Genomic DNA, 17697 nt, shown 5'->3' with positions numbered 1-17697 from the left:
AATCGGCTTAGTTTATCGCTGGATGCGCGACGAACGGCGAATAATGAAGCGCGTGGCGATATTTCCAGCGTTCAGCGTCTGCGGATTTTCGCAGGATCGTGCTACGAAACTCGCGCGGATTGCGCTGGCGTTGCGGATTCGTAAATCGCGTTAGCACACAGAAGGATTCAGACAGCGCCGCAAAGTTCTGAAGATTGCGAGTGATCAAGCACGCGCAAGCAGGCCGCAGATCCAGGCCGCATGGCGCCGCGACCGCCTTCCGCAGCGTGCGCCGGCCGGGCGTCCATGCGCGCCGGATCGCTCCGAAACGCCCGTCCTATGGCCGAAGACGCGGCCGGCTATCTGTTAGAATATCCCGCTTTGCAGCCCTGTCCGTTTGCTCTGCCCGCCTCGCGTCTCCCGGCGCCGCACCGTGCGCCGAAGCAGACTGGCCGCCGGGCTTCCGGACCATCAACGGCGCCTCCGCTTTTTGGACCATTCTCCGGAATCGACATGACGACCTCGTCTCCCGCACCCACCTCCCTGATGGCCAACGCGATCCGCGCGCTCGCCATGGATGCCGTTCAACAAGCGAACTCCGGTCACCCGGGTATGCCGATGGGCATGGCCGAGATTGGTGTTGCGCTGTGGTCGCGGCACCTGCGTCACAACCCGACAAACCCGCATTGGTCCGATCGCGACCGCTTCGTGCTGTCGAACGGTCACGGCTCGATGCTTCTGTACTCGCTGCTCCATCTGACGGGCTACGACCTGCCGATCGAAGAGCTGAAGAACTTCCGCCAAATGCACTCGAAGACGCCGGGCCATCCCGAGTACGGCATGACGCCGGGCGTCGAGACGACCACGGGCCCGCTCGGCCAGGGTCTGGCGAACTCGGTCGGCATGGCGCTTGCCGAGTCGCTGCTCGCGAACGAATTCAACAAGCCTGACGCGAAGATCGTCGATCACCACACGTATGTGTTCCTCGGTGACGGCTGCCTGATGGAAGGCATTTCGCACGAAGCCTGTTCGCTGGCGGGCGTGCTGAAGCTGAACAAGCTGATCGCGTTCTACGACGACAACGGCATTTCGATCGACGGTGAAGTCATCCACTGGTTCCGCGACGACACGCCGAAGCGCTTCGAGGCATATGGCTGGAACGTGATTCCGGGCGTGATCGGTCACGACGTCGACGCCGTCGACGCCGCGATCCAGAAGGCGAAACAGTCGGACAAGCCGACGCTGATCTGCTGCAAGACCGTGATCGGCGAGGGCTCGCCGAACAAGGCCGGCACGCACGACGTGCACGGTGCGGCGCTGGGCGAAAAGGAAGTCGCGGCCGTACGCGAGAAGCTCGGCTGGCACTATCCGCCGTTCGTGATCCCGCCGGAAGTCTACGCAGCGTGGGACGCGAAGGAGACGGGCGCGAAGATCGAAGGCGAATGGAACGACAAGTTCGCCGCGTACCGCGCGAAATACCCGCAGGAAGCCGCCGATTTCGAGCGCCGCATGGCGAACAAGCTCCCCGCCGACTGGGCGGAGAAGGCACAGGCGATCATCGCCGGCGCGAACGAGCGCGCTGAAACCATCGCGACCCGCAAGGCGTCGCAGCAGGCTATCGAAGGTCTCGCGGCCGTGCTGCCGGAACTGGTCGGCGGCTCGGCTGACCTGACGGGCTCGAACCTGACCAACTGGAAGGCGGCGAAGTACGTGCGCGTCGGCGAGCACGGCGCGGCGGGCGACTACGTCAACTACGGCGTGCGCGAATTCGGCATGAGCGCGGCCATCAACGGCCTCGCGGTGCATGGCGGCCACAAGGCGTTCGGTGGCACGTTCCTGACGTTCTCGGACTACAGCCGCAACGCGCTGCGCGTCGCCGCGCTAATGAAGTCGCCGTCCATCTTCGTGTTCACGCACGACTCGATCGGCCTCGGCGAAGACGGCCCGACTCACCAGTCCATCGAACATGTCGCGAGCCTGCGCCTGATTCCGCACATGCAGGTATGGCGTCCGGCGGATACCGTCGAAACGGCGGTTGCGTGGACGCAGGCTGTTGAGCATCAAGGCCCGTCGTGCCTGATCTTCAGCCGCCAGAACCTTGCGTTCAACCCGCGCACTGACGCTCAGATCGCGAATGTCGCGAAGGGCGGCTATGTGCTGAAGGACTGGAACGAGGACATTCCGGCGCGCAAGATCATCCTGATCGCGACGGGTTCGGAAGTCGAGCTGGCGGTGAAGTCGGTCGAAGCGCTCGCGCGCGAAGGCATTGCGGCACGTGTCGTGTCGATGCCGTCGACGACCACGTTCGACAAGCAGGACGCCGAATACCGCGAGCGCGTGCTGCCGCACGGCGTGCGCCGCGTCGCGATCGAAGCGGGCGTGACGGACTTCTGGCGCAAGTATGTCGGCCTGGAAGGCGGCGTCGTCGGTATTGACGTGTTCGGCGAATCCGCGCCGGCCGGCGTGCTGTTCAAATATTTCGGCTTCACCGTCGAGAAGGTTGTCGAGACGGCCAAGGCCGCACTCGGCTAATTGCGCGCCGCGTCATGCGCGCTGCGTTTCGGCGGCGCGCGTGACGGCTCGTTGCGCATCAGCCGAAGCATCACGGAAGAATTTTTTCAGCCATCAGGAGATAGAACATGACGATTCGCGTCGCAATCAACGGCTATGGCCGGATCGGCCGCAATACGCTGCGCGCCTTCTATGAAAACGGCAAGAAGCACGACCTCGAGATCGTCGCGATCAACGATCTTGGCGACGCCAAGACCAACGCGCACCTGACGCAGTACGACACGGCGCACGGCAAGTTCCCGGGCGAAGTGACCGTCGACGGCGAGAACCTGATCGTCAACGGCGACAAGATCCGCGTGCTGGCCAACCGCAACCCGGCTGAACTGCCGTGGGGCGAGCTGGGCGTCGACGTCGTGCTGGAATGCACGGGCTTCTTCACGACGAAGGAAAAGGCGAGCGCGCACATCAAGGGTGGCGCGAAGAAGGTGATCATCTCGGCACCGGGCGGCAAGGACGTCGACGCGACGATCGTCTATGGCGTGAACCACAACGTGCTGAAGGCGTCGGACACGGTCATCTCGAACGCGTCGTGCACGACGAACTGCCTGGCACCGCTCGTCAAGCCGCTGAACGACAAGATCGGTCTGGAAACGGGTCTGATGACCACGATCCACGCGTACACGAACGACCAGGTGTTGACCGACGTGTACCACGAAGACCTGCGCCGCGCGCGCTCGGCCACGCATAGCCAGATCCCGACGAAGACGGGTGCTGCATCGGCTGTCGGTCTTGTGTTGCCGGAACTGAACGGCAAGCTGGACGGCTACGCGATTCGTGTCCCGACCATCAACGTGTCGATCGTCGATCTGTCGTTCATCGCCAAGCGCGACACGACTGTCGATGAAGTGAACGCGATCATGAAGGAAGCGTCGGAAGGCGCGCTGAAGGGCATCCTCGGGTATAACACGGCGCCGCTGGTTTCGATCGACTTCAACCATAACCCGGCTTCGTCGACGTTCGATGCGACGCTGACCAAGGTGTCGGGCCGCCTGGTGAAGGTGTCGAGCTGGTACGACAATGAGTGGGGTTTCTCGAACCGCATGTTGGATACGGCGGTTGCACTGGCTAACGCGAAGTAAGTTTTTTTCGCTTTCAGCGGGAAGAGGCCGTCCTTTGGGCGGCTTTTTCTTTTTTTGGGGGTTTGGATTTGGCTTTGTATGCGACGCAGGGTGGTTTGCTTGTGTTTTGCGCTGGCATCCGCGTTACGGCGTTGGCCATTCACGCGTCGCCCCTGTGCGGGGCGGCACCTACTTTTCTTTGCCGCCGTGTACAGACTGGAGACATAGCTGACAGGTGTACAGGGACATGACCGACACTTTCGGGTAATCAAACGCCCGGATTCCATCCATGCCCTGGAAAGCAAAAGACACCATGAATCTCCGCGAAGACTTCGTGCGCGATGCCGCCACGCAGGCGGTGCCGTTCAGCGAGCTATGCCGGCAGTACACGATCACCCGTCAGACCGGCTACAAGTGGCTTGGACGCCATAAGAGCGAAGGCGTCGACGGACTGGCCGACCGCTCCCGCCGCCCGCATCACAGCCCCACGCGCTCACCGGAGCACATCGAGGCGCTGGTGCTCGATCTGCGCCGCCAGCATGGCTGGGGCGGACGCAAGATCGCACAGCGCCTGCGCGATCTGGGCCAGACCGAGGTGCCCGCGCCTGCCACGATCACCGAGATCCTGCGGCGCCACGGGATGATTGACGAACAGGCGTCGCGCCAGCGCCAGCACTGGCAACGCTTCGAGCACGAGCATCCGAACTCGCTGTGGCAGATGGACTTCAAGGGCGACTTCCCGACCCTGGAGAGCGGGCGCTGTGCGCCGCTGACGGTCATCGATGACCACTCGCGCTACAACATCGTGCTGAGCGCCTGCTCGCGCACCACCACGCAGGTTGTGCAGGAAGCGCTTGAGCGGGCATTCCGCTGCTACGGACTGCCTTCGCGCATCAACACCGACAACGGCGCGCCGTGGGGCTCACCCAGCGCGCCGGGGCAACTCACCGACCTCGCCGTCTGGCTGACCCGGCTGGGCGTCCAGGTGAGCTACAGCCGGCCGTACCACCCGCAGACCAATGGCAAGGACGAACGGTTTCACCGCTCGCTGAAGGCCGAAGTGCTGGAGCGGCATGCATTCACCACGCACGAGCACGTGCAGCAGGCACTGGATCGCTGGCGGCAGGTGTACAACACCGAGCGTCCGCACGAGGCACTGGAGATGGCCACGCCGGTCACCCGTTACGCGTGCAGCCTGCGCAGGATGCCTGAGCGGCTGCCCGAGCCCGAATACGGCCCCGGCGATGAAGTTTTACTGGTCAATTCGAGCGGCGTGGTGCGCGTGCGAGGCGAGAAACTGAAGCTCTCGATTGCGCTCAAGGGACTGGAGGTAGCCGCCCGTCCGAGCGAGGACGAAGACGGGGTGATCGACATCTGGTTCGCCCATCAGCGGGTCGCAAAACTTGACCTGAAGGCAGCAAAACCCTGACACATCATGTGTCAGCGATGTCCCTGTACATGTGTCAACGATGTCTCCAGTCTGTACACCGCCGCAAAGAAAAGTAGGTGCCGCCCCGCACAGGGGCGACGCGTGAATGGCCAACGCCGTAACGCGGATGCCAGCGCAAACACAGGCAAACCACCCAGCGTCGCAGACAAAACCAAACCAAAAAAATCAAACCTGCGGCGTAGGAAAATAAACCCCTGCGCGTTGCGCCGCATTCGCAATATGCTTCTCGATAGCCAGTCCAGCCGCATGCGGATTGCGCGCCTTGAGCGCATCAAGAATCGCCCGATGCTCATGATACGTAGTCAGCACGAGTTCACGCCGATAGAACGGCATCCGCTGACTCTCCTTCATGATGTCAGCGCTACTCCGCAAGATCGACTCGATAGCGGCATTGCCCGCAATATTGACGATCCGCATATGAAAGTCGAAGTCCAACTGCGCGGCGTCATCGAGTTCGCCATTGGTCAGCGCCGTATGTAGCGAAGCAATATTGTCCTCAAACCATTCGACGTCATCATCGCCAATAGCCAGCGCCGCCATCCGCGCGACAAAGCCTTCCAGCGCGAACCGCATCTGATAAGTATCCGGCAACGACGACTGATCGGCGAAACGCCACGGATGCGCCGACGACGCCTTCGTCGACTGCACATACACGCCTTTACCCGGACGAATAGTCAACAGCCCGAGCGCTTCGAGCGTCGATAACGCCTCGCGCAACGACGCACGGCTGATATCCATTTCCTCCGACAACTGCCGCTGCGCCGGCAACAAACTGCCGACGGGATAAACGCCACCCTCGATCCTCTCGCGAATCGTCGAGATGGCGGAGTCGGTAACAGTATGCGGCACGTTTTTCATGATGTCGGCAGTGGCTCGGTGCGGTCTGACCAGCATTGTAGAACGGCTTTCGACGTTTCGCGCAAACCTTCACCCACACGCAAGTTCCGGGCGAGAAGTCCGGTCAGACCAGACCGGGTAAACACCCTCCCAACAATCCTTGACCTCACTATATCGGCTTCCTACTATTGGCCATAACAGTACTGGTCGGACCAGTATGAACAGATGTTCAAACCCAACTCGTGACTGGGAGAAAGCCGTGTTGAAGTTTTTCAATTCGCTGTTTGGCCGGGTGGTGATCGCTCTCGTGGCGGGCATCGTGCTCGGAGCGCTATTTCCGCATTTCGCGCAGTCGCTGCGTCCGTTGGGCGACGGCTTTCTGAAGCTGATCAAGATGGTGATCGGGCCGATCGTGTTCTGTGTGGTCGTTAGCGGCATGGCGCATGCAGGTGATCTGAAGAAAGTGGGGCGCGTCGGCCTGAAGGCCGTCGTCTACTTCGAAATCATGACGACGATCGCCCTCGTGATCGGCGCGGTGCTCGCGTATGCGACGCGGCCGGGCGTCGGCATGAACATCGATCTGCATACGCTCGACGCCGGGTCGCTCGCCACCTACACGGAGCACGCGAAGAGCCTGAAGGACACGGCCGGCTTCCTGCTGAAGATCATCCCCGACACCGCGATCGACGCGTTCGCGAAGGGCGACATCCTGCAGATTCTCGTGTTCTCCGTGCTGGTCGGCTCCGCGCTGTCGCTGCTCGGGCCGCGCGCGCAACGCGTCAACGATCTGATCGACGAACTCGCACAAGTGTTCTTCCGCGTGATGAGCTTCATCATCAAGCTTGCGCCGCTCGGCGTGCTGGGCGCGATCGCGTTCACCACGGGAACGTATGGCGTCGAGTCGCTGAAGCAGCTCGGCATGCTCGTCATCGTGTTCTACGCGAGCTGCATCGTGTTCGTCGCCGTCGTGCTGGGTGTCGTGATGCGTCTCGCCGGGTTCAGCGTGTTCAAGCTGATCCGCTATCTGCGTGAAGAACTGTCGATCGTGCTCGGCACCGCTTCGTCCGACGCCGTGCTGCCGCAGATCATGCGCAAGCTCGAATGGATGGGCGTGAAGGATTCGACCGTCGGTCTCGTGATTCCGACCGGCTACTCGTTCAACCTCGACGGTTTCTCGATCTATCTGACGCTCGCGGTGATCTTCATCGCGCAGGCGACGAATACGCCACTGTCGATGCACGATCTGATCGTCGTCGTGCTGGTGTCGCTGGTAACGTCGAAGGGCGCGCACGGCATTCCCGGCTCCGCGATCGTGATTCTCGCCGCGACGCTCTCGGCGATTCCTGCGATTCCCGTGCTCGGCCTCGTGCTGATCCTGCCCGTCGACTGGTTTGTCGGCATCGCCCGCGCGCTGACCAACCTGATCGGCAACTGCGTCGCGACCGTCGTCGTCGCCGTGTGGGAAAACGATATCGACAAGGCGCGCGCGCGCCACGTATTGAACCTCGACAGCGACTACCGCTTCGTCCCCGCCAGCACCGATCACGACAACAACACGGCTCACGCGAATCCGGCGCACGCCGTCTGACAACGCTTTCCGCCATCTGACCGACCACTCATGGCAAACGCGGCGGACTCACAGTCCGCCGCCTCTCATTTCACTCGAACTCGACACTGAACCGATCATGGCCAATCCGATTCTCGATCCGAACGCACCCGCCTTCACACGCCGCTACATGAACCTCGCCGACCCGCGCCTGGGCGCGAAGGCGCTCTTTGCCAGCGACGAATTCTTCGCACCGAAAGAGCGGATGCTCGACCCGCAGCCTGCCGTGTTCATCCCCGGCAAGTACGACGATCACGGTAAATGGATGGACGGCTGGGAAACGCGCCGCAAGCGCACGACGGGCCACGACTACTGCGTGGTGCGGCTCGCGCGGCCGGGCATCGTGCATGGCGTCGATCTCGATACGAGCCACTTCACGGGCAATTTCCCGCCGGCGGCCTCGATCGAAGCCTGCTATTCGAACGACGACGTGCCCGCCGACAACACCGACTGGCAAACCCTCGTCCCCGCGACCACGCTGCACGGCAATCAGCATCATTACGTCGAAGTCAGCGAGACGCGCGCGTTCACGCATCTGCGCGTGAATCTGTATCCGGACGGCGGGCTTGCGCGTCTGCGCGTCTATGGGCAACCGAAGCGCGACTGGGAGCGCATCGAGCGCGGCAGCCTGCTCGATCTGGCCGCTGTCGAAAACGGCGCGTATCTGGTCGCCGCGAACAATCAGCATTTCGGGCCGGCCTCGCAGATGCTGATGCCCGGACGCGGCGTGAACATGGGCGATGGCTGGGAAACGCGCCGCCGCCGCGAACCGGGCAACGACTGGGCGATCGTCGCGCTCGCGCGGCCGGGCGTGATCCGCAAGGTCGAAGTGGATACTGCGCATTTCAAGGGCAATTTCCCCGATCGCTGCTCGCTGCAGGCGGCGTCCGTGACGGGCGGCACCGACGACTCGCTCGTCACGCAAGCGATGTTCTGGCCTGTTCTGTTGCCCGAACAGAAGCTGCAGATGGACAACGTGCATACGTTTAGCGCCGAACTCGCCGCGCTCGGCCCCGTGACACATGTGCGTTTCAACATTTACCCGGACGGCGGCGTATCGCGCTTGCGCCTGTGGGGCGAACTCGAATAACACACGCTGCACGGCAGAGACGATCGATGGAGACGGCCATGAACACACTGCGCATCGAGCGCCTGACACGAGACGCTTTCGCCCCATTCGGCGACGTGATTGAACTGGACGGCGCGCGCCACTATCCGATCAACGAAGGCACCACCGAGCGTTATCACGACCTCGCGAAGGTCGATGTGAGCACGCAAGGCGGCCGTCCGTTGATCAACGTGTTTCGCGCGCAGCCGCGTGCATGGCCGATCGAAATCGCGATGATGGAGCGGCATCCGCTCGGCAGCCAGGCGTTCGTGCCGCTGTCGGATGCGCCTTATCTGATCGTCGTCGCACCGGCCGGCGATCTTGATCCGGCGAAGCTAAGAGCGTTCTCGACGCGCGGCTGGCAGGGCGTCAATTACGCGAGAGGCGTCTGGCATCATCCGCTGCTCGCGTTGGAGCGCGTGAGCGACTTCCTCGTCGTCGATCGTGGCGGAGAGGGGCCGAATTGCGATGAATTGGCGTTGCCGCAAACGTGGCGTCTGGAGCGTGAATCGTCCGAAACAGTGGCGATTTAAGGATTTGGTAAGCAGAAAAAAGCAAAAGGCCCGGTCGACGAATTCGACCGGGCCTTTCTGCGTCTTACTGGCAATCCTGTCCGGGCCGCTCACCGCGAAATGCCCGGAAACCCGCGTCAATGCTTGCGGTGCGGGCAGTTTTCCTTCGTGCACACGCCATAGAGCGCAAGCGCGTGTTCCTGCAGCTTGAAGCCGCGTTCTTTCGCGATTGCCTGCTGGCGGTTTTCGATTTCAGGGTCGAAAAACTCTTCGACTACCCCGCAGTCGATACACACCAGATGGTCGTGGTGCGTTCCTTCGTTCAGCTCAAATACGGCTTTACCCGACTCGAAGTTGCTACGCGACAGCAGGCCCGCCTGCTCGAACTGTGTGAGCACGCGGTACACCGTGGCAAGCCCGATATCCAGTTCTTCATGCAGCAGGCTGCGGTAGACATCTTCGGCGGTCAGATGGCGCACCGGGCTATGCTGAAAGATTTCCAGAATCTTGAGGCGCGGTAGGGTCGCCTTGAGTCCGATATTCTTCAGATCGGTTGGATTGGTCATGGCAAGGGATCCCTAGAGTACAATGCAGGGTTCTAATGGTAATGTGAATTGCTGTTCAGGTCATCTTACACGGAAACACGCGCGGCTCGCGTAGCCCGCACGGTGAGGGAAATGATTCCAAAAGCTCTATTGATCAACCGGGGGAGCCGCGTACGGCGTACCTTGATCGTCGCGGCGGCGGTGGCGGTTCTTGCTGGATGTTCCACGTATGACAGCCTGACTCAGCGTTTTGCCCAAAGCGTCACGCCGTACCGCATTACCGTGGTTCAAGGTAACTTCGTATCGAAGGAAGCGGCTGCGCAAATGCAGGTTGGCATGTCGCGCGCTCAGGTCCGGCAGGTACTCGGCACGCCGCTTCTTTCCGACATGTTCCACGCGGACCGCTGGGACTACGTCTTCTATTTCAAGCGCGGTTCGACGGCAGTCGTCCAGCAGCGCGATTTCATCGTGATCTTCACGGGTGATCGCGTCGCGAGCTGGTCGGGCGGCGAAGATCTGCCGTCCAACCTCGAACTGCTCGCCGAAATCGACGGCGATCGCACCGGTAAGAAGGTGAAGGTGGCGCCTGTCGTCGCCAGCGGAACGGCCGAGGCGAGCGCGGCGGCTGCTGCGAACGCGCCCGCGCCCATTACGGTGCCCGATACCGTGCGCTCGGCCACGTCGGACGCCGCGCAGGCGGGCAATCTGCCCGCAGTCGACGCGAACGCGCAGGCCGCACAGGCTGCGAACCGCCTGACCAACGCGGTGCAATCGCCCGCGCCGGGCGCGACGCCGTCGGTGCGCGCGAACACGCCGCCGTCTAACGGTGGCGTGCCGCAGAACGCAACGGAGCCGGGCCAGCCGCAGATCCGCTTCACGCGTCCGCCGCCTCCGCAGATGCAGGGCGTACCGAGCGACAACCCCGTCGGCCCAACGGGCCCAACTGGCCCGGAAAGTAACAACGGCCAGTCGAAAGACGCGCCCGCCAAGTCGTCGCAATCTTCCTCGCAATCGGAAACGACCACGGGAACGGGCGGCTGATTCCGTTGTCCGTAACATGACGGGCGGCGTGTCCGCCTGTCATGGGTCTTGCCGCGATGCCGTTTCGCTGTGAGACGTCGCCCGCTTCGTATCTTTTGTCGCCTCTCGGCGCGCTGCCTGTCGGCGCGATGTTCAGGCGTTGTTAGCAGGACTACCCATGAAAATTGCCATCGCCGGCGCGTCGGGCCGCATGGGCCGGATGCTCATCGAAACCGTCCTCAACGATCCTGAAGTTACGCTGTCGGGCGCGCTCGACCGCACCGGCGCGCCGCAACTCGGCCAGGACGCCGGCGCGTTTCTCGGCAAGCAGACGGGCGTGCTGATGTCGGACGATATCGACGCCGTGCTCGCGCAATCCGACTATCTGATCGATTTCACGCGCCCCGAAGGCACGCTTGTGCACATCGACGCGGCGCTGCGCACGAACACGAAGCTCGTGATCGGCACGACGGGTTTCGACGACGCGCAAAAGGCGCAGATTCGCGCCGCGTCGGAGAAAATCGGCATCGTGTTCGCGTCGAACTTCAGCGTCGGCGTGAACGTGACGATGAAGCTGCTCGAATTCGCTGCACCTCATTTCTCGCAGGGCTACGACATCGAAATCGTCGAGGCGCATCACCGTCACAAGGTCGACGCTCCCTCGGGCACGGCGCTGACGATGGGCGAGGTGATCGCCAACGCGCTTGGCCGCAAGCTCGAAGATTGCGCGGTCTACGCGCGCGAAGGCGTGACGGGCGAACGCGATCCGTCGACCATCGGTTTTTCGGCGATTCGTGGCGGCGATATCGTCGGCGATCACACGGTGCTGTTCGCGGGCATCGGCGAGCGCATCGAAATCACGCACAAGTCGGCGAGCCGCCTGTCGTACGCGCAAGGCGCGGTGCGCGCGGTGCGTTTCCTCGAAGGCCACCCGAATGGCCTGTTCGACATGCAGGACGTGCTCGGCTTGCGCTAAGCCCCGCGTGAGCCTGTTCTCACCCGCCAAGGCGTCGTAGCCGAGGCGACCAAAGAGCTCCGATGGCAGACACCGGCATCCTCCACTACCTGCAAACCAGCGATGCCATCACGCATGGCGTCGCGTACGTGTTGCTGGCGATGTCGGTTGCGAGCTGGTGCTTCCTGATCGTCAAAAGCTGGATACTGAGCCGCGCGAAGCGGCAAGGGCCGCGCGCCATCGCGCGGTTCTGGCAGGCGCCGACGCTGTCCGAAGGCGTCGCAGCGCTGCGTCTCGCGGATCGCGAGCACATCTTCTCTCCATTGGCGGAAGCGGCGCTGCAGGCGTCGGAAGTCGAGACGCCGGGCGTGCTGCTCGCGCGCGTCGAACGCAGCGAACGCGTGCTGCGCGCGCTGCGCCAGGCGCTGCACCGCTCGCAGCGGCGGCTCGAGTTCGGGCAGGTGCTGCTGGCGTCGGTGGGCAGCACCGCGCCGTTCGTCGGCTTGCTTGGCACCGTGTGGGGCATTTATCACGCGCTCGGCAGCATCGCGCAAAGCGGGCAGGCGATGATCGAGAACGTCGCGGGTCCCGTCGGCGAGGCGCTCATCATGACGGCGTTCGGCCTCGTCGTCGCGATTCCCGCCGTGCTTGCCTATAACGTGCTTGGACGGATGGTGCGGCAGTTGTCGGAGGAACTCGACGGCTTCGCGCACGATCTGCACGCGTATGTCTGCGCGCCCGCAGGCGAAGCGTCCGATAACGCACGCGGCGGCGCGAGAGACACCCACGGCGAACGGGCGCCGGCGCGGACGCAGGCATAGAGCCGCATCGGGCTCGGCGCCGGGCAGACGAGCAGGCATCGGTAAGTATCAAACGGGAAGAACGAGGCACGACACATGGCATTCGGCGGACTCGAAAGGCACAAGACGGCCGCGCCGATGGCGGACATCAACATGACGCCGCTGATCGACGTGATGCTGGTGCTGCTCGTCATTTTCATCATCACGGCGCCGCTGTTCACGCACGCGATCCGGCTGGATCTGCCGCGCGTCGCGGCCGCCGAGGCGCGCGAAACGCCGCAGACCATCACGCTGTCGATCGACGCCGCGGGCAAGCTCTACTGGAACGACAAGCCCATCACGCTCGACCAGATGCGCGCGCAGTTCAACGACGCCGGCAAGCAAAAAGAACAGCCGGAAATTCATCTGCGCGCCGAGCGCTCGACGCGCTACGAAGTGATCGCGCAGGTGATGGGCGCGGCGCAGCAGGCGGGTCTGGAGCGGATCGGTTTCGTGACGGAGCCGCCGCCGGGCGACGCCAAAGCGGGCCGGCCGACGCCTCCCGCTGCCGCATCGGCCGCGCAATAAGCCGAAGCAGCCCGCGCACCGGGCCAACAGCACGCTTTCACCACCCATCCCGCCGAATCGGCGCGCAAAACGCATCGCATACGCTCAATCGCGCGCGGCGTGAACCCGGCCGAACGGTATAATCAGCCCTTTCCCCTTGACGAGAGGGGAATCGACAAGACTTTCATCACGCAGAGCACCGTGCCGGTGCCGAAGCAACCGAACAGCGGCACCGAACAGCGATCCCATCACACCATGCACGAAAAATACGTTCCCTCCGACGTCGAATCCGCCGCGCAAGGACAATGGCGCGCCACCGACGCGTACAAAACGACGGAAAAGGCCGACAAGCCGAAGTTCTATTGCGTTTCGATGCTGCCGTATCCGTCGGGCAAGCTGCACATGGGGCACGTACGCAATTACACGATCAACGACGTGATGTACCGCTATCTGCGGATGAACGGCTACAACACGCTGATGCCGATGGGCTGGGACGCGTTCGGCATGCCCGCCGAAAACGCCGCGATGGCCAACAACGTGCCGCCCGCAAAGTGGACGTACGACAACATCGCGTACATGAAGAAGCAGATGCAGTCGATGGGTCTTGCCATCGACTGGTCGCGCGAAGTCGCCACCTGCAGCCCGGACTACTACAAGTGGAACCAGTGGATCTTCCTGAAGATGCTCGAAAAGGGCATCGCATACAAGAAGACGGGCACCGTGAACTGGGACCCGGTCGATCAGACCGTGCTCGCGAACGAGCAGGTGATCGACGGCCGCGGCTGGCGCTCGGGCGCGCTCGTCGAGAAGCGCGAAATCCCGATGTACTACATGCGCATCACGCAGTACGCGGATGAACTGCTGAACGATCTCGAAGGCCTCGGCTGGCCCGAGCGCGTGAAGATCATGCAGCAGAACTGGATCGGCAAGAGCTTCGGCGTGACCTTCGGCTTCCCGTACGAACTGGACGGCGAGCAAAAGCTGCTGCGCGTGTTCACGACGCGCGCCGACACGATCATGGGCGTCACCTTCTGTGCGGTCGCCGCGGAGCACCCGCTGGCGACGCATCTCGCGCAAGGCCGGCCGGAACTGCAGGCATTCATCGACGAATGCAAGCACGGCGGCGTCGCCGAAGCCGACATGGCGACGATGGAAAAGAAGGGCATGGCCACGGGCTTTTTCGTCACGCATCCGCTGACGCAGGAAAAGGTCGAGGTGTGGATCGGCAACTACGTGCTGATGAGCTACGGCGAAGGCGCCGTGATGGGTGTGCCCGCGCACGACGAGCGCGACTTCGCGTTCGTGAAGAAGTACGGCATTCCCGTCAAGCAGGTGGTCGCAGTCGAAGGCCAGCCGTTCTCGACGGACGCCTGGCAGGAGTCGTACGGCGACAAGGAAAACGGCGTTCTGGTCAACAGCGGCAAGTACGACGGCCTCAAGTACAGCGAAGCCGTCGACGCGATCGCAGCTGATCTGAAAGCGCTCGGTCTCGGCGACAAGCAGGTCACGTGGCGTCTGCGCGACTGGGGCATCTCGCGCCAGCGCTACTGGGGCACTCCGATCCCGATCATCCACTGCCCGTCGTGCGGCGACGTGCCGGTGCCCGAGAAGGATCTGCCCGTCGTGCTGCCGGAAGACCTCGTGCCGGACGGCACGGGCAATCCGCTCGCCAAGTCGGAAGCGTTCCTGAACTGCACGTGTCCGACCTGCGGCGCGGCCGCGAAGCGCGAAACCGACACGATGGACACCTTCGTCGATTCGTCCTGGTACTTCTATCGCTACGCGGCACCCGACGCGAAGACGATGGTCGACGAGCGCACCGATTACTGGATGCCGATGGATCAGTACATCGGCGGCATCGAACACGCCATTCTTCACCTGCTGTACTCGCGTTTCTGGGCGAAGGTCTGCCGCGATCTGGGCATCGTGAAGTTCGGCGAGCCGGCGAAGAACCTGCTCACGCAGGGCATGGTGCTCAATGAAACGTACTACCGCGAAAACGACGCGGGCAAGAAGACCTGGTACAACCCCGCCGACGTCACCGTTACGCACGATGACAAGGGCCGCCCGGTCGGTGCGACGCTGAACGCCGACGGCCAGCCCGTTGTGCTGGGCGGCGTCGAGAAGATGGCGAAGTCGAAGAACAACGGTGTCGATCCGCAGGTGCTGATCGACCAGTACGGCGCGGATACCGCGCGTCTGTTCACGATGTTCGCTGCTCCTCCGGAGCAGCAGCTCGAATGGTCGGGCGCGGGCGTCGAAGGCGCGAGCCGCTTCCTGCGCCGCGTGTGGTCGTTCGGCCAGGCGAATGAAGCGGCGCTCTCGCAGGGCGGCGCATTCGACGCCGCGAAGCTCGCCGATACCGACAAGACGCTGCGCCGCGAAATCTACAGCGTGCTGAAGCAGGCCGATTTCGACTATCAGCGTCTGCAGTACAACACGGTCGTGTCGGCGGCGATGAAGATGCTCAACGCGGTCGACAGCGCGAAAGGCGCGAGCGCCGCTGTGCTGCGCGAAACCTACGGCGTGCTGTTGCGCGTGCTGTATCCCGTCGTGCCGCACGTCACGTTCCAGCTGTGGCAGGAACTCGGCTACGAAGCCGAGTTCGGCACGCTGCTCGACGCGCCGTGGCCGAAAGTCGACGAAAAGGCGCTGGAGCAAAGCGAGATCGAACTCGTGCTGCAGGTGAACGGCAAGGTGCGCGGCGCTGTGACGGTCGCGAAGGACGCATCGCGCGAAGCGATCGAAGCCGTTGCGCTCGCGCACGAGATGTTCGCGAAGTTCAGCGAGGGCAAGCCGGCGAAGAAGGTGATCGTCGTGCCGGGCCGCCTCGTGAACGTCGTCGTCTGATGCACGCATCGATTGCGCTTTAACTGCGAACCAGGAGCTCATGTGACTCGCAGATCGTTTTTGACTCTGGCGTGCAGCGCGGCGCTGCTGTCCGCGTGCGGCTTCCAGTTGCGCGGCCAGCAGGACTATGCGTTCAAGCGCCTCGCCATCGCGGGCGCGTCGGCGCCCGTCTCCGCGCGCCTCACGCGCATGGTGCAGGGCGGCAGCGACACCGTGATCGTGAATTCGCCCGCCAACGCCGACGCCATCCTGCAGATCTCGGAAGGACGCGGCAACAGCGTGCTGACGCTGAACTCGCTGGGTGTCGTCGAGGAATACGCGCTCGACTACTGGCTGAACTACACGGTGCGCGGCGCGGACGGCACGCTGCTGATTCCGCCGAGCGCGATCCATCTGAATCGCGCGATGACGTATAGCGATCAGTTCTCGCAAGCGAAGGCTTCGGAAGCGGACATCCTTTACGCGGACATGCAGAACGACGCCGTCGATCAGCTGATGCGCCGTCTTGCCGTCGTGCGTTCGCTGCATCCGGCGCCGGGCCAGGAAGTGCCGGGCGTCAATCCGCGAGCACCGCTGCCGCCGCCGCCGCTTTGATCCACAGCATCGACCTGCTTTCACTCTCGTTCATCCGTCGCCATGCAACTGCGTCTTGACGCGCTCGAAGCGCATCTCGCGAAAGGTCCCGCCGGTCTGTACGTCGTGTACGGCGACGAGCATCTGCTCGCGCAGGAAGCGTGCGACCGCATCCGCGCGACGGCGCGCGCGAACGGCTTTACCGACCGCACGGTGTTCACGGTGGAACGCGGCTTCGACTGGAGTTCGCTGCTTGGCGCGAGTCAGTCGATGTCGCTGTTCGGCGACCGGCAACTGGTCGAATTGCGCATCCCGACGGGCAAGCCCGGCAAGGAAGGCGCGGATGCGCTGAAGACGTTGGCCGCGTCGGCGAATCCCGACGTGCTCACTCTTGTCACGTTGCCGCGCCTCGACGCGGCGACGCAAAAGGCCGCATGGTTCACCTCGCTGGCCGATGCGGGCGTCGCGTTGAAGATCGATCCTGTTGAGCGCGCGCAGTTGCCGGGTTGGGTTGGGCAGCGTCTTGCGCAGCAAGGCCAGCGCGTTGCGGCGGGCGAAGAGGGCAAGCGCGCGCTGCAATTCATCGCCGAGCGCGTCGAAGGCAATCTGCTCGCTGCGCATCAGGAAATCCAGAAGCTCGGGTTGCTGTATCCGTCCGGCGCGCTGTCGTTCGAACAGGTTCACGACGCCGTGCTCAACGTCGCGCGCTACGACGTGTTCAAGCTCAACGAAGCCATGCTCGCGGGCGACGTCGGCCGTCTGTCGCGGATGATCGACGGGCTGAAGGGCGAAGGCGAAGCGGCCGTGCTCGTGCTGTGGGCTGTCGTCGAAGAAATTCGCACGCTGCTGCGCATCAAGCGCGGTGTCGAGGCGGGCAAGCCGCTGCCGATGCTGCTGCGTGAAAACCGCGTGTGGGGGCCGCGTGAGCGGCTCGTTGGACCGGCGCTGTCGCGTGTGACGGAGGCGTCGCTGGAAAAGGCGCTGGCGCTCGCGGCGAAGCTCGATCGACAGGTGAAGGGGTTGTCGGGCGGCACGCCGGGCAATCATCGCAACGACCCGCCGCCCGATCCGTGGGCGGGGCTTTTCGAACTCGCAATGGCCGTCGCGGGCGCATCCGCTTCTCCGGTGCGTGGCATGCCAAACCGGCCAGCTGCGGCGCGACCGGCGCCAATGCGCCGACCGTCGTAGGCTGTCGCACGCCTGACGGATCTGGCCGCTGATCTCGCTTCAATAACGCGAGCGTATCGGCGGAACACCGGATCCATCCCAAACGCGGCGCGGCAGCCT

Annotated in this window: 15 protein-coding genes; 13 read left to right on the top strand and 2 right to left on the bottom strand. The window is 63.4% G+C overall.

Features of this window, described 5'->3' with window-relative positions; all coding sequences use genetic code 11:
- Positions 1 to 492: 492 nt before the first annotated feature.
- The 3 genes from tkt (at position 493) to C2L64_RS15510 (ending at position 5037) form a co-directional block, all read left to right on the top strand.
- Positions 493 to 2511: a transketolase gene (gene tkt / locus C2L64_RS15520; protein ID WP_007742452.1), complete on the top strand. Its 2019-nt coding sequence runs from the start codon at positions 493 to 495 to the stop codon at positions 2509 to 2511.
- A gap of 107 nt (positions 2512 to 2618) precedes the next feature.
- On the top strand, positions 2619 to 3629 hold the full coding sequence (gene gap, locus C2L64_RS15515) for a type I glyceraldehyde-3-phosphate dehydrogenase (protein ID WP_007742450.1): 1011 nt from the start codon (positions 2619 to 2621) through the stop codon (positions 3627 to 3629).
- A 268-nt stretch (positions 3630 to 3897) separates the two neighbouring features.
- Positions 3898 to 5037, top strand: a complete 1140-nt coding sequence (locus C2L64_RS15510) for an IS481 family transposase (RefSeq protein WP_103153707.1) — start codon at positions 3898 to 3900, stop codon at positions 5035 to 5037.
- 186 nt (positions 5038 to 5223) lie between these two features.
- Here the strand turns inward: C2L64_RS15510 and C2L64_RS15505 are convergent, their stop codons facing one another.
- Positions 5224 to 5916, bottom strand: coding sequence for a FadR/GntR family transcriptional regulator (locus tag C2L64_RS15505; RefSeq protein WP_090835942.1), 693 nt, complete (start codon positions 5914 to 5916; stop codon positions 5224 to 5226).
- A gap of 238 nt (positions 5917 to 6154) precedes the next feature.
- On the opposite strand from C2L64_RS15505, the gene C2L64_RS15500 reads away from it, so the two are divergent.
- The 3 genes from C2L64_RS15500 (at position 6155) to C2L64_RS15490 (ending at position 9142) form a co-directional block, all read left to right on the top strand.
- Complete coding sequence (locus C2L64_RS15500; protein ID WP_007588556.1) at positions 6155 to 7483, top strand: C4-dicarboxylate transporter DctA; 1329 nt, start codon at positions 6155 to 6157, stop codon at positions 7481 to 7483.
- 97 nt (positions 7484 to 7580) lie between these two features.
- Complete coding sequence (alc, locus tag C2L64_RS15495) at positions 7581 to 8591, top strand: allantoicase (protein ID WP_090835913.1); 1011 nt, start codon at positions 7581 to 7583, stop codon at positions 8589 to 8591.
- A gap of 38 nt (positions 8592 to 8629) precedes the next feature.
- Positions 8630 to 9142, top strand: a complete 513-nt coding sequence (locus C2L64_RS15490; protein WP_086909280.1) for an ureidoglycolate lyase — start codon at positions 8630 to 8632, stop codon at positions 9140 to 9142.
- 116 nt (positions 9143 to 9258) lie between these two features.
- On the opposite strand, the gene fur is transcribed toward C2L64_RS15490, so the two are convergent.
- The gene (gene fur, locus C2L64_RS15485; RefSeq protein ID WP_086909281.1) at positions 9259 to 9687 is read right to left on the bottom strand and encodes a ferric iron uptake transcriptional regulator; all 429 of its coding nucleotides are present in this window, start codon (positions 9685 to 9687) and stop codon (positions 9259 to 9261) included.
- A 111-nt stretch (positions 9688 to 9798) separates the two neighbouring features.
- Here fur and C2L64_RS15480 point away from each other — a divergent pair, with 111 nt between their 5' ends.
- From C2L64_RS15480 to holA, 7 genes are all read left to right on the top strand, one after another.
- Positions 9799 to 10707, top strand: a complete 909-nt coding sequence (locus tag C2L64_RS15480; RefSeq protein WP_090835914.1) for an outer membrane protein assembly factor BamE — start codon at positions 9799 to 9801, stop codon at positions 10705 to 10707.
- A 157-nt stretch (positions 10708 to 10864) separates the two neighbouring features.
- On the top strand, positions 10865 to 11662 hold the full coding sequence (dapB, locus tag C2L64_RS15475) for a 4-hydroxy-tetrahydrodipicolinate reductase (protein ID WP_090835915.1): 798 nt from the start codon (positions 10865 to 10867) through the stop codon (positions 11660 to 11662).
- A gap of 62 nt (positions 11663 to 11724) precedes the next feature.
- Positions 11725 to 12462 carry a MotA/TolQ/ExbB proton channel family protein gene (locus C2L64_RS15470; RefSeq protein ID WP_090835916.1) on the top strand — a complete coding sequence of 246 codons (738 nt, stop codon included), beginning with the start codon at positions 11725 to 11727 and terminating at the stop codon, positions 12460 to 12462.
- A gap of 75 nt (positions 12463 to 12537) precedes the next feature.
- A complete protein-coding gene (locus C2L64_RS15465) occupies positions 12538 to 13008 on the top strand; it encodes an ExbD/TolR family protein (protein ID WP_090835917.1) in 471 nt (156 codons plus the stop codon).
- A 234-nt stretch (positions 13009 to 13242) separates the two neighbouring features.
- On the top strand, positions 13243 to 15837 hold the full coding sequence (leuS, locus tag C2L64_RS15460; protein ID WP_007588546.1) for a leucine--tRNA ligase: 2595 nt from the start codon (positions 13243 to 13245) through the stop codon (positions 15835 to 15837).
- A 42-nt stretch (positions 15838 to 15879) separates the two neighbouring features.
- Entirely contained in the window at positions 15880 to 16431 is a 552-nt protein-coding gene (locus tag C2L64_RS15455) for an LPS-assembly lipoprotein LptE (protein ID WP_086909286.1), read from the top strand.
- A gap of 42 nt (positions 16432 to 16473) precedes the next feature.
- Complete coding sequence (gene holA / locus C2L64_RS15450; RefSeq protein ID WP_086909287.1) at positions 16474 to 17598, top strand: DNA polymerase III subunit delta; 1125 nt, start codon at positions 16474 to 16476, stop codon at positions 17596 to 17598.
- The last annotated feature ends 99 nt before the right edge of the window (positions 17599 to 17697 follow it).

Source organism: Paraburkholderia hospita (assembly GCF_002902965.1).
Lineage (GTDB): Bacteria > Pseudomonadota > Gammaproteobacteria > Burkholderiales > Burkholderiaceae > Paraburkholderia > Paraburkholderia hospita.
The sequence above is the reverse complement of the archived record's forward strand: the minus strand, read 5'-3'. Positions and strand labels throughout refer to the sequence as shown.